Below are 16,733 nucleotides of genomic sequence, written 5' to 3' on the forward strand. Positions count from 1 at the left end.
AGTAAATAATTCACCGCAATATAAAGTAAAAAACTGCACCTCCAATTGTTATTCGTGTCTAACAACTGGAGGTGCAGTTCACTTTTCAACTTATTTTAGATTTTCTATTGTGAAAGCACCCGGAAGTAACTGCTCAACAGTCACTTCTTTTTCATCACCTTTTACATTCGTTAATAATACAGGCATTTTCGGGTCACAGAATTCAGCAATTACTTGTCTACACGCACCACATGGTGAAATCGGTCCATCAGTTTCTCCTGTAACAACTAAGTAACTAAAATCGCGCTCACCTTCTGATACTGCTTTAAATATTGCTGTTCTTTCTGCACAGTTACATAAACCGTAAGAAGCATTTTCTATATTACAACCAGTATAGATTTTCCCTTCTTTCGTAACTAACGCTGCGCCAACAGGAAATTTAGAATACGGAATATACGCTTTCGATAACATCTTGTTTGCTTCTTCAATATATTTTTTCTTATCCATATTATTTCCCCCTCAAAGTAAATGAAATAATGATTAGTCAGTAATAACTGTATGAACTAATTTAGGAGCCACTGCTGTTTCAGCGATAGAGATGTTCTCATAAATTTTTGCTTTTACATCTTCTACATTTTCACGATTTGCGTAGATTGTTACGAACGGCTCGCCTTCTTTTACTGCATCGCCAACTTTTTTGCGTAACATTAAACCTACTGCTAAATCAATTTCATCTTCTTTTGTTGCGCGGCCAGCACCAAGTAACATAGCTGCGATACCGATTTCATCTGCAACAATGTTAGAAATAACACCTGAAGTTTTTGCAGGTACATCAATTACATACTTCGCTTGTGGCATTTTTTCTGGATTGTCTACAATTGAGCTATCTCCGCCTTGATTGCTTAAGAACTCTTTAAATTTCTCAGTTGCTTTTCCGTTTTTCATCACTTCAATTAGCATTTCACGAGCTTCTTCTAACGTATTTGCTTTTTTCGCAAGTACGACCATTTGACTTCCTAATACAAGTACTAATTCTGTTAAATCTTCTGGACCTTCACCTTTTAACGTATCAATTGCTTCTTTCACTTCTAGAGCATTACCAATCGCAAACCCAAGAGGTTGTGACATATCTGAAATAACTGCCATTGTTTGACGTCCTACGTTATTTCCGATACGTACCATTGCATGTGCTAATTCTTTTGCATCTTCTTCTGTTTTCATAAATGCACCAGCACCTGTTTTTACATCAAGTACGATTGCGTCAGCACCAGCTGCAATTTTTTTACTCATAATTGAACTTGCGATTAAAGGAATTGAGTTAACAGTTCCTGTTACGTCACGTAATGCATAAATCTTTTTATCTGCAGGCGTTAAGTTTCCTGTTTGTCCAATAACAGCTACTTTGTCACGGTTTACAATATCGATGAACTGCTCTTTCGTAATTTCAACGTGGAATCCTTCTACCGCTTCTAATTTATCAATTGTTCCGCCAGTATGTCCTAAACCACGACCAGACATTTTTGCTACTGGTACGTCTAAAGCAGCAACTAATGGTCCTAATACTAAAGTTGTTGTATCACCAACACCGCCAGTTGAATGTTTGTCTACTTTAATTCCTTCAATTGCTGATAAGTCGATCGTTTCTCCAGACTCAACCATCGCCATCGTTAAATCTGCACGTTCGCGATCTGTCATATCTTTAAAGAAGATTGCCATTGCAAGTGCACTCACTTGATAATCAGGAATACTTCCGTCTGTATATCCATTAATAAAGAATTTGATTTCTTCAGTCGTTAATTCTTTGCCGTCACGTTTTTTCGCGATAATATCTACCATTCTCATTACAATCACCATTCCTTTTTATATTATATAAATCTATTAAAATAATAAACCAACGATTGTTGCTGATAAGAAACTTACTAATGTTGCACCGAATAGTAATTTCAAACCAAATCTTGCGACTACATTCCCTTGCTTTTCATTTAAGCTCTTAACTGCTCCTGCAATAATCCCAATTGAAGAGAAGTTTGCAAATGAAACTAAGAATACAGAGATAATCGCTGTCGTTCTATCTGAGAAATTAAAGTTTCCTTGTGCTAAATCTGTCATAGCGACAAATTCATTTGATACTAATTTTGTTGCCATAATATTTCCGGCATTAACTGCTTCATGCCAAGGTACACCCATAATAAATGCAAATGGTGCAAATGCATACCCAAGAATTTCTTGGAATGAAATACCGATTACACCTTTAAATACTGCATTAATGAATGCGATAAGAGCTACGAAACCAATTAACATAGCTGCTACTGTAATCGCAACTTTAAATCCATCAATAATGTATTCCCCTAATACTTCAAAGAAAGTCTTTTTCTCTTCTTCTTGTACTTCTAACATATCTTCTTCCTCAGTAACTTCATACGGGTTAATGATAGAAGCAATGATGAAGCCACCGAATAAGTTAAGCACTAAAGCGGTTACAACATATTGTGGTTTTAATAAAACCATATATGATCCAACGATAGACATAGAAACTGTAGACATTGCTGATGCACATAATGTATACATTCTTTTCTCTGGCAATAACCCTAGTTGTTTCTTAACCGAAATAAATACTTCCGATTGTCCTAAAATCGCCGATGCCACAGCGTTATATGATTCTAGTTTCCCCATTCCATTTACTTTACTTAATGCTAGACCAATAGATTTCACAATAATAGGTAATACTTTAATATGTTGCAAAATACCTATTAAGGCTGATATAAATACGATTGGCATTAATACACTTAAAAAGAACGAAAACTCTTTTTGATTTGCTAATCCACCAAATACGAAATTCACACCGTCAGCGGCATATTTTAATAGCTCTCCAAAACCATCTGCTATTCCGCTAATTAATATATTCCCTACACTTGTATTTAATAATAGAAACCCCAAAATGAATTGTAATATAACCATCGTTATGATTGGACGATATTTGACTTTCTTTCTATCATTACTAGCAAGCCAAGCGATACCTAAAATCAATACGAGGCCAAAAACACCGATTAAGTATTTCATAAGCCGTTTCCTCCCATTCGTATCCGCTTACATTTTTTTCAATTATTAAAGCAATAGATATACTTTAAACGTATATCTATTGCTTTAAGCTTTTATCGATTAGTAGTTATCTGTAGCACCTTTTGCATCATTTAATACGATTGCAACACTAGCACTTGCTCCAACGCGAGAAGCTCCAGCAGCTACCATTTTGTCTGCATCTTCACGTGTACGAACACCGCCAGATGCTTTTACACCAACGTTTGGTCCTACTGTTTTACGCATTAATGCGATATCTTCAGCAGTCGCTCCGCCAGTTGAGAATCCAGTTGAAGTTTTTACGAAATCAGCACCAGCTTTTACTGATAATTCACAAGCACGTACTTTCTCTTCATCTGTTAATAGGCAAGTTTCAATGATTACTTTTACAAGAGCTTTTCCTTTTGCTGCTTGTACTACTTCATAAATGTCTTTTTCAACAAATTCGTTATCGCCATCTTTTAAAGCGCCTACGTTGATTACCATATCAACTTCAGTTGCACCTTTTGCGATAGCATCTTTTGTTTCAAATGCTTTTGTTTCAGTAGTGCTTGCTCCTAATGGGAAACCGATTACAGTACAAACGTCTACATCATGTCCAGCTAGTTCATCAGCCGCTAATTTTACCCATGTTGGGTTAATACAAACAGAAGCGAATTTATATTCCTTTGCTTCTTCGATTACTTTCATAACATCTTCTTTAGTAGTATTAGCTTTTAAAATTGTATGGTCAATTAACTTTGCAATGTTCATTATCTTCACTCCTCATATCTTTTAACAACTTCATTCTAACTCTTAGTTGAACAAATGTAAATACACTTTTGAAATTTTGTTCATTCTTTTTTAAAAGGCATTTTCTTGTAGTAAATAAAGTGCATTCTAACAAAGAACACTTCATATATAATCAAATTTTCTATGTTAACAATGGTAGTATGTATCTCCATATCCATAATTATTTTTAAAAAGGCAATTTGTGTTCAAAAAAGACTCCTATCATTCATACATAACAAAATAAAAGGAGTTCTCAAAATTAACATTTTGAGAACTCCTTTTATTTCTAACCTTTTTCATAATGTAACAGTTCTTTTGCTGTATGCTGATCGATAATTAATACATTTGCATACCCGCCACGTAACGCACCATCAATTGCTTTTATTTTTCTATTACCACCTGCAACTAAAATAGAGCGTTTCTTTAATTTCAGTTCCTCTAACTCAATTCCAATTGTACGCTGATTAATCTCTTCGCTACTAATATTTCCGTCTCCATCAAAGAAACGTGAACAAATGTCACCGACTGATTGTTTTTTGAGTAAACTTGTTTCATCCTTATCGAAATAACCTAATCGGAATAACAGCGCTTCGTCTCGCACTGTTCCTACAGTGAAAACTGCAATATTCGCTTGTTTCCCCATTTCGATAATGTGATGAATATGTCGATCCTGCTCTACTAATTCTTTTGTCACTGCATTATCAAATATAACTGGAAGAGGTAGATTTCTTGGCGTCGTTTGAAAAGCATCTGCAAATAAAGCTATCGTCTCATTCGCATATGTATTTACACTCGAATGACTAATGCCACCTTTTAGCTGGACAACCTCTACCCCTTTTACATGTTGCGGTACGATTTTTCTAGCAATTTCATACATCGTCATTCCCCAGCTTACACCAACAATATCACCGTTTTTAACCGTCTTTTCCATATACTCAGCAGCATATTTACTTATATACTTTGTAATCGTTGCATATTCCGGTACTGGAGAAAACACAACATGTGCCTCTAACAAGTTGTACTTTTCTTTCAGTAAATTCCCGACGTTATCTAAATCCGCAAATGGATCGGCGATGCTAATTTGAACAAACCCTTTTTCTTTCGCGTACTTTAACAATCTAGAAATCGTCGGTCTTGAAATATTTAATTTGTTAGCAATTTCTTGCTGACTATAATCTGATTGATAATATAATCTTGCAACTTCAACGCTTAATTGTTGTTTATCTTTTTCCATAGTAACTCATTACAAATCCCTTCCTGTATTTCCCTTTCGTTACAAGCATTATACAGCTTTATGCAAAAAAATTCGACTACCGAATTTTATTTAACTGAACTTCTATTACGCTTATTATATATAATGAAATCGTTCAATAAGAAACATGAAACATCATCTAAAGACTACCTTTGCTAAAATCTATTCAAATACCCCTCATAAACAAAAGATACTGTCCATAAGGGGTATGTATTCAATTTAACTTTATAAAAATTGGATGGAAACACTGCAAGTTCTCACTTATTTAGAATAAGAGAAAAGATGATGTTTTATTTGTTCAATAAAATAATGGTGGTGTATATTATCGTTAGATACGCGACTTGCCATAATAGCTCCCTCCATTGAAGATGCAAGAAAAGAAGCGAGCGATATAATATCTATATCTTCTTTAAGTTCTTGTTTCTCTATTCCTTCTTTTATGAGAGAAGCCATTAACATTACTGTATCATCATAACCTTTTGCTGCTGCTTTTTGTAATTCTGGAAATACTCCAGTACTTTCAATTGCGCTATTAAGTAATGGACAGCCTCCAGCAATAGGAGGATTATTAGCTGCATCTTGATATACAAGGAAAATTGCAAGGACTTTATCGATTGCTGTCTTTTTATTTTCCATTGCTTTATGAAAATGACTCCACATAATCTCACCACTTTTGTCGTAGGCAGCAAGGACAATTTCTTCTTTACTTTTGAATCTACGATAAATAGATCCCTTAGGTAGTTCAGTAGCTGTCATTATATCCTGTATGGATGTGCGAGTTATCCCATTAGTATTAAATAAATATAAAGATGTTTCAATAATTTTTTCTTTAATCTTATCAACTTTAGTCATACTTTGTAATCCTCCTAATAAAAACGAGCTTAATATTCCAGGTGATATTTACCATCTATTTTCTTGAATTTTTTTGTAAGTATAAATAAGTTTGGAACAAAAATATATTATCCATCCCTATATTATGTGAACCTCAAACAATACAGTTTGAAAAGAGGTAATCAAATTGTATTATCTATATCATTCAAATGAATTTTCTGTCAAAATTAACATGTCCAATTATTTAATTCAGTCCTGTTATACAACTAATTTCACCTACAATCGTAGAAGGTGTAAAAATATATAGTTAATTTTAACGTATAGACTATGATTATTATATATAATTTTTATTAATATGTTTAGCTAAAGTGTTTGAACTACCCCCACTTTCACTTCATTCTATAAAAGATTAACCATTAATGATTACTGGAATTAAATTGTAACAAAGCAACTGAAATATAAATATATTTGCTTTTTACCATTTTGATTTTGTTAAAAGGGTTTAAAAAACTAGAAACTTGTAGTATCATTAGATTTCGATTCAGACCGAACCGTCCGGTTTGTAATATAAATATATTTAGAAGGAGAACGTTATGCAGAAAGAAAAATCAAAGATTATAGGTAATTTAATTACGGGGGCAATAAAGTGAACTTTATAAGAATGAATAAAAAAGAAATTATTATGCTAATAGTTTATACAATGTTTGCACTACTTCAAATTGGCTTGTTCATATTATTTGGCCTATCACTTTTAACTAACAGCAATTTAGTTGAATCAGAATTTGCTCTTAGTGCCATCGGTTTGACTGTACCTGCTATTGTAGGAATAATTTTCTTTAGGAAAGAAATTATTGAAAGTTTTACTTATTTTAAAGAGAAAACAATTTTGAAAATAGTAAGTATTCCTATGGTGGTTTTATTTACGGTAATTGTGGAACAGTCTGTTATGCATTTTCTAGCAACTGATCAGCCAGAGAACCAAGAACAGCTCCTTGAAACAGGTACGGGGATACCTCTTATTTTCACATTGCTAGTATTTGGTATTCTAGGACCATTGCTTGAAGAAATTGTGTTTCGTCATATAATATTAAATCGTTTTTCACATTATATTGGTACTGCTATTGCATCTATCATTTCGATTATAATTTTTACAGTTCTTCATACGAACCAGCTTTCGGATATTGCTATTTATTTACCTGGCTCGGTGATACTTACTGTGGCTTATCTTATTTCTAACAGATCCATTGCATATGTTATGGCGATACATATGTTAAATAATTCTATCACTTTTATTCAATTACATATGTCATAACAAGACATATGTAATTGAAGGTTTTGATGCAAAAATACTCTATGTTTCTATCGAGTATTTTTTGGCACCAGAACCACTTTTCTAAGGCATAAGAAATCTTATCAAAACTATAACTTATTAGGAGAGTGTCAGTCATGATTGTAACAACAACTTCTGGAATTCAAGGTAAAGAAATTATTGAGTATATTGATATTGTAAATGGTGAAGCTATTATGGGTGCAAACATTGTCCGCGATTTATTCGCTTCAGTTCGTGATGTTGTCGGTGGCCGTGCTGGTGCTTATGAAAGTAAGCTAAAAGACGCTCGTGATATTGCGATGGACGAAATGAAAGAACTTGCAAAACAAAAAGGTGCGAACGCTATCGTCGGCATTGACGTAGATTACGAAGTTGTTCGTGATGGAATGTTAATGGTTGCTGTAAGTGGTACAGCTGTACGTATATAAATAAAAAAACGGTTCCCCTTGGAATTTATACTTTGAGGGGAAATCCTGGTTCTGTTGCAGATTTTAAAGAATAACAAGAGATGTTGATAAATCATTGTACGTCGAAAAAACACAGTTTGAGTGTAAACTGTGTTTTTTTATATAGAGGCACCATCCCATCACTATCAAGCTAAAATTTTGTGTTAACTTGTACAAAATGTCCATTTTTTCGCTTTGGGGTAATTTTGAATCCTTAAGTTTATGGGCATGTGGCGTTACCCTAATACTGTACAACTTTTTTATAAATGGTTGTAAGGTTCTACGTTTTTGACCATTCTGTACAACGATAACTTTGGTTTATTGATTTCACCTGTAATCTGGTAGCCTATCCTCTGATACAATTTAATGGCAAGTTGGTTCTCTTTCTTTACCGTCAGAGAGCATTTGGCAAAGCCTTGCAGCGAAGCTTGTTCCTCAGCAAACTCAATTAGTCTGGTACCTATCCCTAGTCCTCGACTTTCGGGCAGTAAGGCAATTGTTCCGATGTGAAACTCGTCATCTTCTCCCTCCTTCAAGGTAAACATGGAATAAAGCATTTTGATATTCAGAATGTTATAAACAACAAAACCCAGCTTTCGGAACGAAAGCAGCTGTTTAAAAGTGGGCCAGGCAAGACGATTTAAAACGGGTATGGGATAGCAAGTAATCATCCCTAAAGTTTTCCCGTCCATTTGAGCTTCATAGGCGTATTGATGACTAAAACGGTTGTTCTCCTGCCGCCATAGCTTACAAAATGTCCAATCGACTGTGTTCTTCTCCTCAGACCCTGCAAGTGGAAACGCCATGTATTCCAATGCCATTACATTTAGCTGGGCGCCGACCATGGATTGATGAACAGCCTTTACAATAGAGATTTGATTCATTTCCTATTGCTCCTTTTCACTTTCTATATTATTAATATTAATTATCATGGATTTGAATCAGTTCACTTCCCTCTCAATTCATCCTTAGCTTTGAAACCATAATAAAATGTATTTAAAACAAGCTCTGCAGCAGATTTTTTAGCCACATTTCCTTCATGTACCTGTTCCCAGGTATGGAAAAGCAGAGCATAAAGCGTATTCAAAATCCATTCGCTGCTAACTGTTTGCTGAAAGTAACCTCTTTGTTGTAGCAATTCAATAACGCGTCTTAAGGGTTCCCTCAGCTTCTCTTCTGCTTCACCTAATTCTTTGTTGTTAAATACAGATGCATCATGACCTAGAAAATAGATTTTGTCACCTAAAGGGATTAACGCTTCAATGAGTTCCGGGATATAGTTTTCGCTTCTTTCCTCATCCAGTGGAATCTGGTTTACAGTATCACTTACCAGTTGTATAGCCCGATGGCCCAAGAACAGCATCAATTTCTCCCTGCTTTCGACGTAGCGATGGAGTGTAGCAATTCCAATTCCCGCATATTCCGCAATTTCATTCATCGAAGCAGTAGGATTTTCAACAAGCAATATAGTAGCTGAATCAAGAATTGCATTAAATCTCGCTTCCTTCAACGCTGACAAGTCTTTCTTCATCGTCAATCTCTCCCTTTTTCTGTATAAAGTCGTCATTTTTGATAGATAAATATATCATTTGATATTATAATAAACAATCTCAAATAAAGTGTCCAGCTGCTGAATGTAGCTTTTCAAAAAGAATTTATTCCTGAAACTGATAGTACTTTGAATGTTTCATTTTTAGCATTTCATTATTTAGATAACGATGAAGAAATTAAATTCTTTAATGTAATAAATACAAGAGCCAAAGGAAATGGTAGGAGTTACTTTCTGCATAAAGTTATCGGTTTATTTTAAAATTCACTTCCGGGTATTTGGTTATCAGCCTTTTAAGGGTTGAGCCGTCATCCTTCTGTTTTACATACTGGTCAAAAAATGCCAGGCTGAATTCGTTAATAATATGATGAACTTCCTTTGGATTTTCACCTGGGCTCTGCAACAGAGGTGAGAACAAATGTAAATCGGTAAAGCTTGTATGATCCGTATGAGGAATGACCATTGACATACCACCGCCAGCTAACCCGCGTCCGTATCGCTCCCTCACTTCAAAGGGATCTGCTTCATCAGGCTCTTCTGCATTCATGAGCAGAAATGGTTTTCCAATGCCACTTTCAGGCAAGATTTCACCATACAATGTACCATCCATATTGATAGCTGCTTTGACACGAGAATCTTTTGCAAGTATTTGTGCTGCGGTAGCTCCACCGTAAGAGTGGCCAAACATTCCAATTCGCGAGGTATCCAGTCTTCCTGTAAAGAAACCGGTCTCATCGTTTTCGTTAAGTTTCTCTATCTGATTAAGGACAAAGCTGACATCTTCCTCCCATAATTTTATGTGACTATCTCCTTCATCAGTTAAATTGATGGGCTGTACATAAGCAGTTCGACCACCTGGAAAGACGGTAGCTGCAGCATCAAAGGTATGATCGATACTTAGAACAATATATCCTTGACTAGCCAACTCCTCAACTTGAAACGTGTTTTGATTACGAAAACCATTAAAACCATGAGAGAAGAGTAATATGGGATAGTGATTCTCTGAGTCTGAGAGTTGTAAATCCATAAACGAATGAGACTTTACCAATTCCATGTGGCTGAATGCAAATGCAGGAATAGACAATGTTTTTTCCAATCCCTTGGAAAGCTCATTTATGTTACGAATATAAGGTTCTGGATCCCCCTTGCTTTTTTCAGCTGCAGGATACCAAATTTGCACCATCAGTTCGCGCCGATTATTTGGATTTTTCGAATATGGTTCATTTCTCTGATGATCAACCCAATGATATAGCTTCGTACCGATCCTATGTGGACCAGTTGGTTCTTCAAATGAAAATACTGGCATAAGTAAGGGTAGCGCAACTGCTACAAACAAATAGATACATAGTAACGAAGTCTTAACTATGAATATACCCGAACTTCTAAAGCCCTTTTTCTGCCCAGTTAATAAATAGCATAAAATTAAGATAACTGGGGATACATATGCCGGAATCATCTGCCACCTAAAACCTTCTGCCAATAACTGAACTGTAACCATTACAACGGCAATCAAAGTAGCTAATTTAGACCACTTTTTCGTTTCTCTGCCTATTAACAGTATCCAACTCAATAGACTAAAATTCACTACTATCAAAACAACTTCCCAGAAATTCATTGGCCTATCTCCTTTGCATGCATTTTACTTCTAATTAAAGAGGTTGTTTTCAGCCTAAGCAAAAGCAGGTGAAACACCTATATAGTTGCACCGATTATGCTAATCGTTTCATCCACTCTACTCCTTTATTCAAATTAAAAACTTAAAATGCCCAGCTACCTTTACGGAAAATTGGTTCTACAGTTCCATCTGGTAGAATACCGTCGATGTCCATCTCACTGCTGCCAATCATAAAGTCCTCATGTGTTACTGAAATATTTGCCCCTAACGTTTCAAGCTGATCGTTTGCTAGATCTCTTCCACCCTCTAAGCAAGTTGGATAAGCTTTACCAATCGCTAAATGGTTCGATGCATTTTCATCAAACAATGTATTAAAATATAAAATTCCCGATGCTGAAATTGGTGATTCATGTGGTACAAGTGCTACTTCACCTAAATAGCAAGAGCCTTCATCCACATTAATAAGCTCTTGTAATAAATCATGTCCTACCTGTGCTTCAGCTTTAACAATTTTTCCTTCTTCAAATGTCAGTTTAAAGCCATCGATAATATTCCCTTGATAAACTAATGGTTTTGTATTGCTTACATAGCCATTTACACCTTGTTTCATCGGTAACGTATAAACCTCTTCTGTCGGCATATTAGCCATAAAGATAGTATTATCAGGAGTTTTACCACCTCCAGTAACCCATTTATGCTGTGGTGCTAATGCAATTGTTAAATCAGTACCTGGCGCTGTATAGTGAAGCTTCATATATTTTTTATCGTTCAGTAGGACCGCACGAGATTCTAAATTTTTTACATGTTCACGCCATTTTTCAATAGCACTGCCGTCACCAATACGAACAGCTTTAAAAATAGCCTCCCATAATGCTGGTACTTGATCCTCAGTTGCTAAACCTGGGAACACCTTCGATGCCCACTTTGGTGAAGGAACTGCTACCATCGACCAAGCTATTGAATCCTTCATTACGGCGTTGCGATTGTTTCTCAGAGCAGCTCCTGCTACCTTTTGATAGGTAGCTAGACGATCAGATGAAATACCTGTAAATTTATCAGGATCTGTAGCATCTATCATTAATAGTGCTCCTTTACGTTCGATCAGCTCATCATTCATTTTGACTATCCACTCTGGGAAGCGATTAAATTCTTCATCTGAGGCATAATCAAAGTAAGCACGTTCCATTTCTTCATCCGAAAAATTAACATGAACACGCCCTGCCCCAGCCTTATAAGCCTCTTTCACAATTATACGGGCGAAATCCAATGCATCCACTGATGTATTGACTAATAAGTATTGCCCTGGTTGAATATTGACACCGATTTTCACCGTAAGTTCTGCATATGCTTGTAATTTTTCTTCAAAAGTCATATTATTTACCTCGCTTTTATTAAATTGGTTTTGAATTCCCCTCACTAACTTACTTTCATACCATACTTTCTGAACAGGTTTTCTCAGAATTTCCATTTTCTATTTTTTACATTTTTTATCAGGACATGATAACAACTAATGGATTTTTTCTACTACTCATATATTTAATTTCTAAACTTTGATTCAATTAATATTGATTTGTTTTTCAAAAAATCTAATCGAAGGGTATCAAACACTACATAAAGTTATAGAGTTCTTTATTGTGAAAGCTCACTCAGTTCTTCCCAATCTTTTCAATGCTGCTGTACCTAAAGACTTACCATCAATGGGGCGTTTAACATTCTCAATCACTCCTTTATCTTTACAAAAGCATTTTTGATAGATAAACATATCATTTGATATAAGATTAAATCATTTTAAATGAATTATCAAGCCATAAAATTTAATTTTTAAAAAATTCGGTAAAAAACCCACATGAAAATGGATTCTATCAAAGGGAGCGATAACGAAAAGATTTTTATACACACATGGATAAAACACATGACAAACTTATATATAATTGCAAGTTCAACTCTCACAAAAAACAGGATAAAAAAATAAACAGCAGAACTAGTCCACTGTTTACTTTGCCACACCTTCATGTAATTTTTCTGTATAATCCTTTACATCTTTCCAGCTATCTTTCGCTGTATGTAAATCTTCTTTTATAAACGTAAACTCTTCTGGAGTAATTCCTTTTACGTTTTGTAGTAAATTATTATATTTTGCACCTACTGTATACCATTGATTTGATATGTTTTGTAGTGCTGTAATTGCTGCATCAATTGTTTCTGTCATGTTTGTTGTTTTATTTTTTACATCAGTCAAAATTAAGACTTCTGCTTGTGCTCCTGAAATTCTATCTTTTAAATTGGCGATTTCTCTTTCTGCATTTGCGATATCTTTTTTCGCAACCGCAATCATCGGCCCGCCAGCAAGACATGTTATTAGCGCTACGCAAAGTACGCCACCAGCAATGACCATATCATTACTCTTTTTAATTGAATCGTTATATGTATTTATTTGTTGCTCTAGAGCTGGAATACCAGCATTCGTACTTGCCAATATCGCTGTTAACTGATTTGTATCCTCTTTGAAACTATTTGTATCTTTCGCCATTCTATCGCGAAAAGCTTTCAAATTTCCTAATAATCCATCTACCTCATTTTGATTCTTTACAATATCCGCATACAACTTTTCTAAATCCGCTTTTAATTTTCCGCTATCCTTTTGATCAATCGCTATTAACATGTCATTATAATAAGATTGGAAAGTATTATTGTAATTAATAATATTTTGATCCGTTTTCATAATTTGAGGCTTCATATTATTTAACCAATATGCTGCATTAACTTTTGCATCTCTTTGATGCTGAATCATATTCCCTTTAAATTCACTATTAATCGAACTTATTTTACTTAAATCCGTCTCTTGTTGATTTTGAATTAATTTTGCATATGAATCCATTGCAAATATACTTGATGTCGTTTGTGCCATTACATCTTGGAATCCAGCTGGTCCAAGAGAATAGTTTTTCACATTTTCTTGTAACACCTTTACATTTTGTTCTGCTGCAAAAGGATGTAAAGGAAATGCGTTACTTGTTGCCACCCCAGCAATCATTACCGCTAAAAGACATTTTTTATAAAATCGTTTCTGCATATTTTTCACCTATTCTCTTTATAAGGATATCAAAAGCTCCTGCTCACAACTGAACAGGAGCTTCAAATCATTCATCAACACTTAACGCTCTAACGATTCGTATTCGATTATGCTTTTTTCGTATCTACTACTTTAATATCTTCAGCATAAATCTTTTCTGCATAGTCTTTAATGTTTTTCCAGCTATCTTTCGCAATGTTTAAATCTTCTTTAATGAAAACTAGGTCGTTTGGACTAATAGAATCTACATTTTGAAGTAAAGAATTGTATTTTGATCCCATTGTGTACCATTGGTTTGAAATATTTTGTAACGCTGTAATTGCAGTATCAATTGTATTTGTTAAATACTCTGTTTGTGTTTTAATGTTCGTTAATCCTGCTACTTCTAATTGCGCAGTTGTAACTTGTCCTGTTATCTTTTGAATTTCTGCTTGTGCATTATCAAGCTCTTTCTTCGCTAATACGATTCCAGCTGTACCACCGCCTACAGCTGCTGCACCACCTGCAATTAATGCTACTCCTAGCGGTGTTCCTGCGCCCGTAGCAATAACTACTGCACCACCGATAATTGCAATTGGTCCTAGAGCTGTCGCGACAGATGAACCGATAATAATTGCATTATATTTACTAATTGCTTCATTGTACGTTGTAATTTGATTTTGCAGAAGCGGAATTCCTGCATCTTGACTAGCTAATATAGATGTAATTTGATTTGCATCACCCTTGAAGTTTTGCGTATCCGAAGTCATTTTATTTCGGAATTTCTTCAAGTCTTCTACTAACTGATCCACTTGCGCTTTATTTTCATTAATACTACTTGATAATCTAGTTAAGCCTTTCGTAAGAGTCGCTTTATCCTTTGCATCAACTGCAGCAACTAAAGTATCATAATAGTTTTGGAATTTCGTATTGTAGTTAATGATATTTTGATTCGTTGAAATAAGCTGTGGTTTTAATACATCTAACCATTGCTTCGCATTTCCTCTCGCTGTATCTTGATGCTGAATGACTTTTCCTTTTAAAGCCGCATCAACAGACGATACATTTCCAAAGTTAACATTACCTTGTTTAATAATTGTTAAAGCATACAGATCCATTACTAAAGCATTTGAACCTGTTCTTTCCATTGCATCTTTTAAGCCTTCTGGTCCTAATGAATATTCTTCATAGTCATTATAAGCTTTTGCTACCGCATGAACTGGAGCTTGTTTCACTGTGCTTTCAGCTGCATACGTATGGGCTGGCATAATGTTTCCTCCTGCAAATACTGCCATAAGTGCTGATAGAGCCATTACTTTATATGGTTTTTTTGTCATTTTTCTTCTCTCCCTATATCGCTAATTATTTTTCTGCTTAATGTACTTCAACGTTTGTAACGTAATCTTCAAATTGATTTGTTTGTTTATTCATTTCATCACTTACTTTTTTAATTTGATTGAAATGTTTTTGAAGTAAACTACTGTCTGTATACGTGCCTTCTTCAACATTCTTTTGAATTTGGATCATATTATTGTTTAAAACTTTCCAGTCCGTTAATAACGTTTCTAAAGTTGTAATTTGACGATTGATTAGTTCTGTAAAGCTACTTACTTGGTCTTCAACGAATGTAATTTGTGTCGCCTCTGCTTCAGTTTGTGATAACTTTTGAATAAGTGGTAGTAGCTCTTTTTGCTTTTGCTGAATGCGAAGAGCTGCTTCTCTCGTTTGACTATCTGCAGCATTTACAATTTCATTACTTAAAGTACCGATAGAAACAAAATCGATTGTTTTCGTTTGTGCAGTTTGATTTGTGATTGTAAATACTTGTTTACCGATATTAATAGAACCTTTAATGATTTCTTGAGGTCTATTCAAAATAGTAGTTAGTTCAGCTTGAATTTCCCCTTGAATTCTTTTAATATCTTCTCTTAATTTCACAATATCTCCACTTGATCCTTGCAGTGTTTTTATTGCTTCATCGGCTTTAATTGATAAGTTGTTACTATCTTTGTCTAATACTGTTTTAAATCGATTTAACTCTAATAAATCTTGCTCCATACTCTCTTGGATGCTTTGTACTTGCAATTGTAATTTTCCATATGCACTCATAAAATCTGCTTTTGCTTGCTGATCTTCATTTACGTTTCCTGCTAGTTCATAGAGCTTACTATAATAGCTATTAAATCTAGTGCTGTATCTCATCATTTCTTGATTTAAGTCAATTAGCTTCGGATTATATTCATCAATCCATTCTCGTACATTCGCCTTTGCAAACTTTTGATGATTCGTTAAGCTACTCATCGCATTTACCTTAATGTCTGGCTGTTGCAAAATAATTAATCCGTATGCTTGAATAAGCGGTGATTGTGATCCTAACATTCTAATTGAATTGGATAATGTATTTGGAGCAATTACATTTTGCGCATATACTGTTTTCACTTCTGTTTGCCCCTCCTTGGCGTAAGCGCTTACAGGAATGAAGCAACTCGTAGATACTGCTGTAACCAATAACCCTGTAATTAAAGTCTTTTTCACTTTAACTCCTCCTATGTATTAGCAACTATTACTATCGCATTTTATTATTCTATTTTCTTGCCCATAATTTGAGATGGTTAAAATAGAGAACGTTCTCACCGCGATCCATGTATGAACCACCTCTCTCGTATTGCTACAGTACTTACTTATCGTCACAAAACATTTTATTATTTTTCATATGTGTTTAGTATGGATAACATTGTATAAATTTTCTATTTCATCGAAATTCCCACATTCACATAGTGAATATATTACGTAAAAATATTATTCATTTTAAACTAAACAACATGCGTAA

General features: G+C 34.7%; 15 protein-coding genes. 2 read left to right on the forward strand and 13 right to left on the reverse strand.

The window, feature by feature from the left end; all coding sequences use genetic code 11:
- Positions 1–90 precede the first annotated feature (90 nt).
- The 6 genes from C4S65_RS22255 to C4S65_RS22280 all read right to left on the reverse strand — a co-directional run bounded on the left by C4S65_RS22255 (position 91) and on the right by C4S65_RS22280 (position 5,932).
- Positions 91–486, reverse strand: a complete 396-nt coding sequence (locus tag C4S65_RS22255; RefSeq protein ID WP_098838331.1) for a cytidine deaminase — start codon at positions 484–486, stop codon at positions 91–93.
- 33 nt (positions 487–519) lie between these two features.
- Positions 520–1,821: a pyrimidine-nucleoside phosphorylase gene (locus tag C4S65_RS22260; RefSeq protein ID WP_001983022.1), complete on the reverse strand. Its 1,302-nt coding sequence runs from the start codon at positions 1,819–1,821 to the stop codon at positions 520–522.
- Positions 1,822–1,857: 36 nt separating this feature from the next.
- On the reverse strand, positions 1,858–3,039 hold the full coding sequence (locus tag C4S65_RS22265) for a NupC/NupG family nucleoside CNT transporter (protein WP_086407305.1): 1,182 nt from the start codon (positions 3,037–3,039) through the stop codon (positions 1,858–1,860).
- A gap of 99 nt (positions 3,040–3,138) precedes the next feature.
- On the reverse strand, positions 3,139–3,810 hold the full coding sequence (gene deoC / locus C4S65_RS22270; RefSeq protein ID WP_001017440.1) for a deoxyribose-phosphate aldolase: 672 nt from the start codon (positions 3,808–3,810) through the stop codon (positions 3,139–3,141).
- Positions 3,811–4,114: 304 nt separating this feature from the next.
- Positions 4,115–5,062, reverse strand: coding sequence for a sugar-binding transcriptional regulator (locus C4S65_RS22275; RefSeq protein ID WP_086407304.1), 948 nt, complete (start codon positions 5,060–5,062; stop codon positions 4,115–4,117).
- A gap of 279 nt (positions 5,063–5,341) precedes the next feature.
- On the reverse strand, positions 5,342–5,932 hold the full coding sequence (locus C4S65_RS22280) for a TetR/AcrR family transcriptional regulator (RefSeq protein ID WP_065228640.1): 591 nt from the start codon (positions 5,930–5,932) through the stop codon (positions 5,342–5,344).
- 625 nt (positions 5,933–6,557) lie between these two features.
- Between C4S65_RS22280 and C4S65_RS22285 the strand changes: the two genes are divergently transcribed.
- Entirely contained in the window at positions 6,558–7,223 is a 666-nt protein-coding gene (locus C4S65_RS22285; RefSeq protein ID WP_086407303.1) for a type II CAAX endopeptidase family protein, read from the forward strand.
- Positions 7,224–7,357: 134 nt separating this feature from the next.
- Complete coding sequence (locus tag C4S65_RS22290; protein ID WP_000637505.1) at positions 7,358–7,669, forward strand: heavy metal-binding domain-containing protein; 312 nt, start codon at positions 7,358–7,360, stop codon at positions 7,667–7,669.
- Positions 7,670–7,947: 278 nt separating this feature from the next.
- On the opposite strand, the gene C4S65_RS22300 is transcribed toward C4S65_RS22290, so the two are convergent.
- From C4S65_RS22300 to nheA, 7 genes are all read right to left on the reverse strand, one after another.
- Positions 7,948–8,571 (reverse strand): N-acetyltransferase, encoded by a 624-nt coding sequence (locus C4S65_RS22300; RefSeq protein ID WP_001071935.1) that lies wholly within the window; start codon positions 8,569–8,571, stop codon positions 7,948–7,950.
- A 62-nt stretch (positions 8,572–8,633) separates the two neighbouring features.
- A complete protein-coding gene (locus tag C4S65_RS22305) occupies positions 8,634–9,218 on the reverse strand; it encodes a TetR/AcrR family transcriptional regulator (protein WP_000710981.1) in 585 nt (194 codons plus the stop codon).
- A gap of 262 nt (positions 9,219–9,480) precedes the next feature.
- Positions 9,481–10,851: a carboxylic ester hydrolase gene (locus tag C4S65_RS22310; RefSeq protein WP_029441998.1), complete on the reverse strand. Its 1,371-nt coding sequence runs from the start codon at positions 10,849–10,851 to the stop codon at positions 9,481–9,483.
- Between the two features lie 142 nt (positions 10,852–10,993).
- A complete protein-coding gene (locus C4S65_RS22315) occupies positions 10,994–12,223 on the reverse strand; it encodes an aminopeptidase (RefSeq protein ID WP_086407302.1) in 1,230 nt (409 codons plus the stop codon).
- A 621-nt stretch (positions 12,224–12,844) separates the two neighbouring features.
- Complete coding sequence (gene nheC, locus C4S65_RS22320; RefSeq protein WP_086407301.1) at positions 12,845–13,924, reverse strand: non-hemolytic enterotoxin NHE subunit C; 1,080 nt, start codon at positions 13,922–13,924, stop codon at positions 12,845–12,847.
- 107 nt (positions 13,925–14,031) lie between these two features.
- A complete protein-coding gene (gene nheB, locus C4S65_RS22325) occupies positions 14,032–15,240 on the reverse strand; it encodes a non-hemolytic enterotoxin NHE subunit B (protein ID WP_103945449.1) in 1,209 nt (402 codons plus the stop codon).
- Positions 15,241–15,277: 37 nt separating this feature from the next.
- Entirely contained in the window at positions 15,278–16,438 is a 1,161-nt protein-coding gene (nheA, locus tag C4S65_RS22330; protein ID WP_029441994.1) for a non-hemolytic enterotoxin NHE subunit A, read from the reverse strand.
- Positions 16,439–16,733 lie beyond the last annotated feature (295 nt).

Origin of the sequence: Bacillus sp. ok061 (genome assembly GCF_900108285.1) — a bacterium.
GTDB lineage: Bacteria > Bacillota > Bacilli > Bacillales > Bacillaceae_G > Bacillus_A > Bacillus_A thuringiensis_S.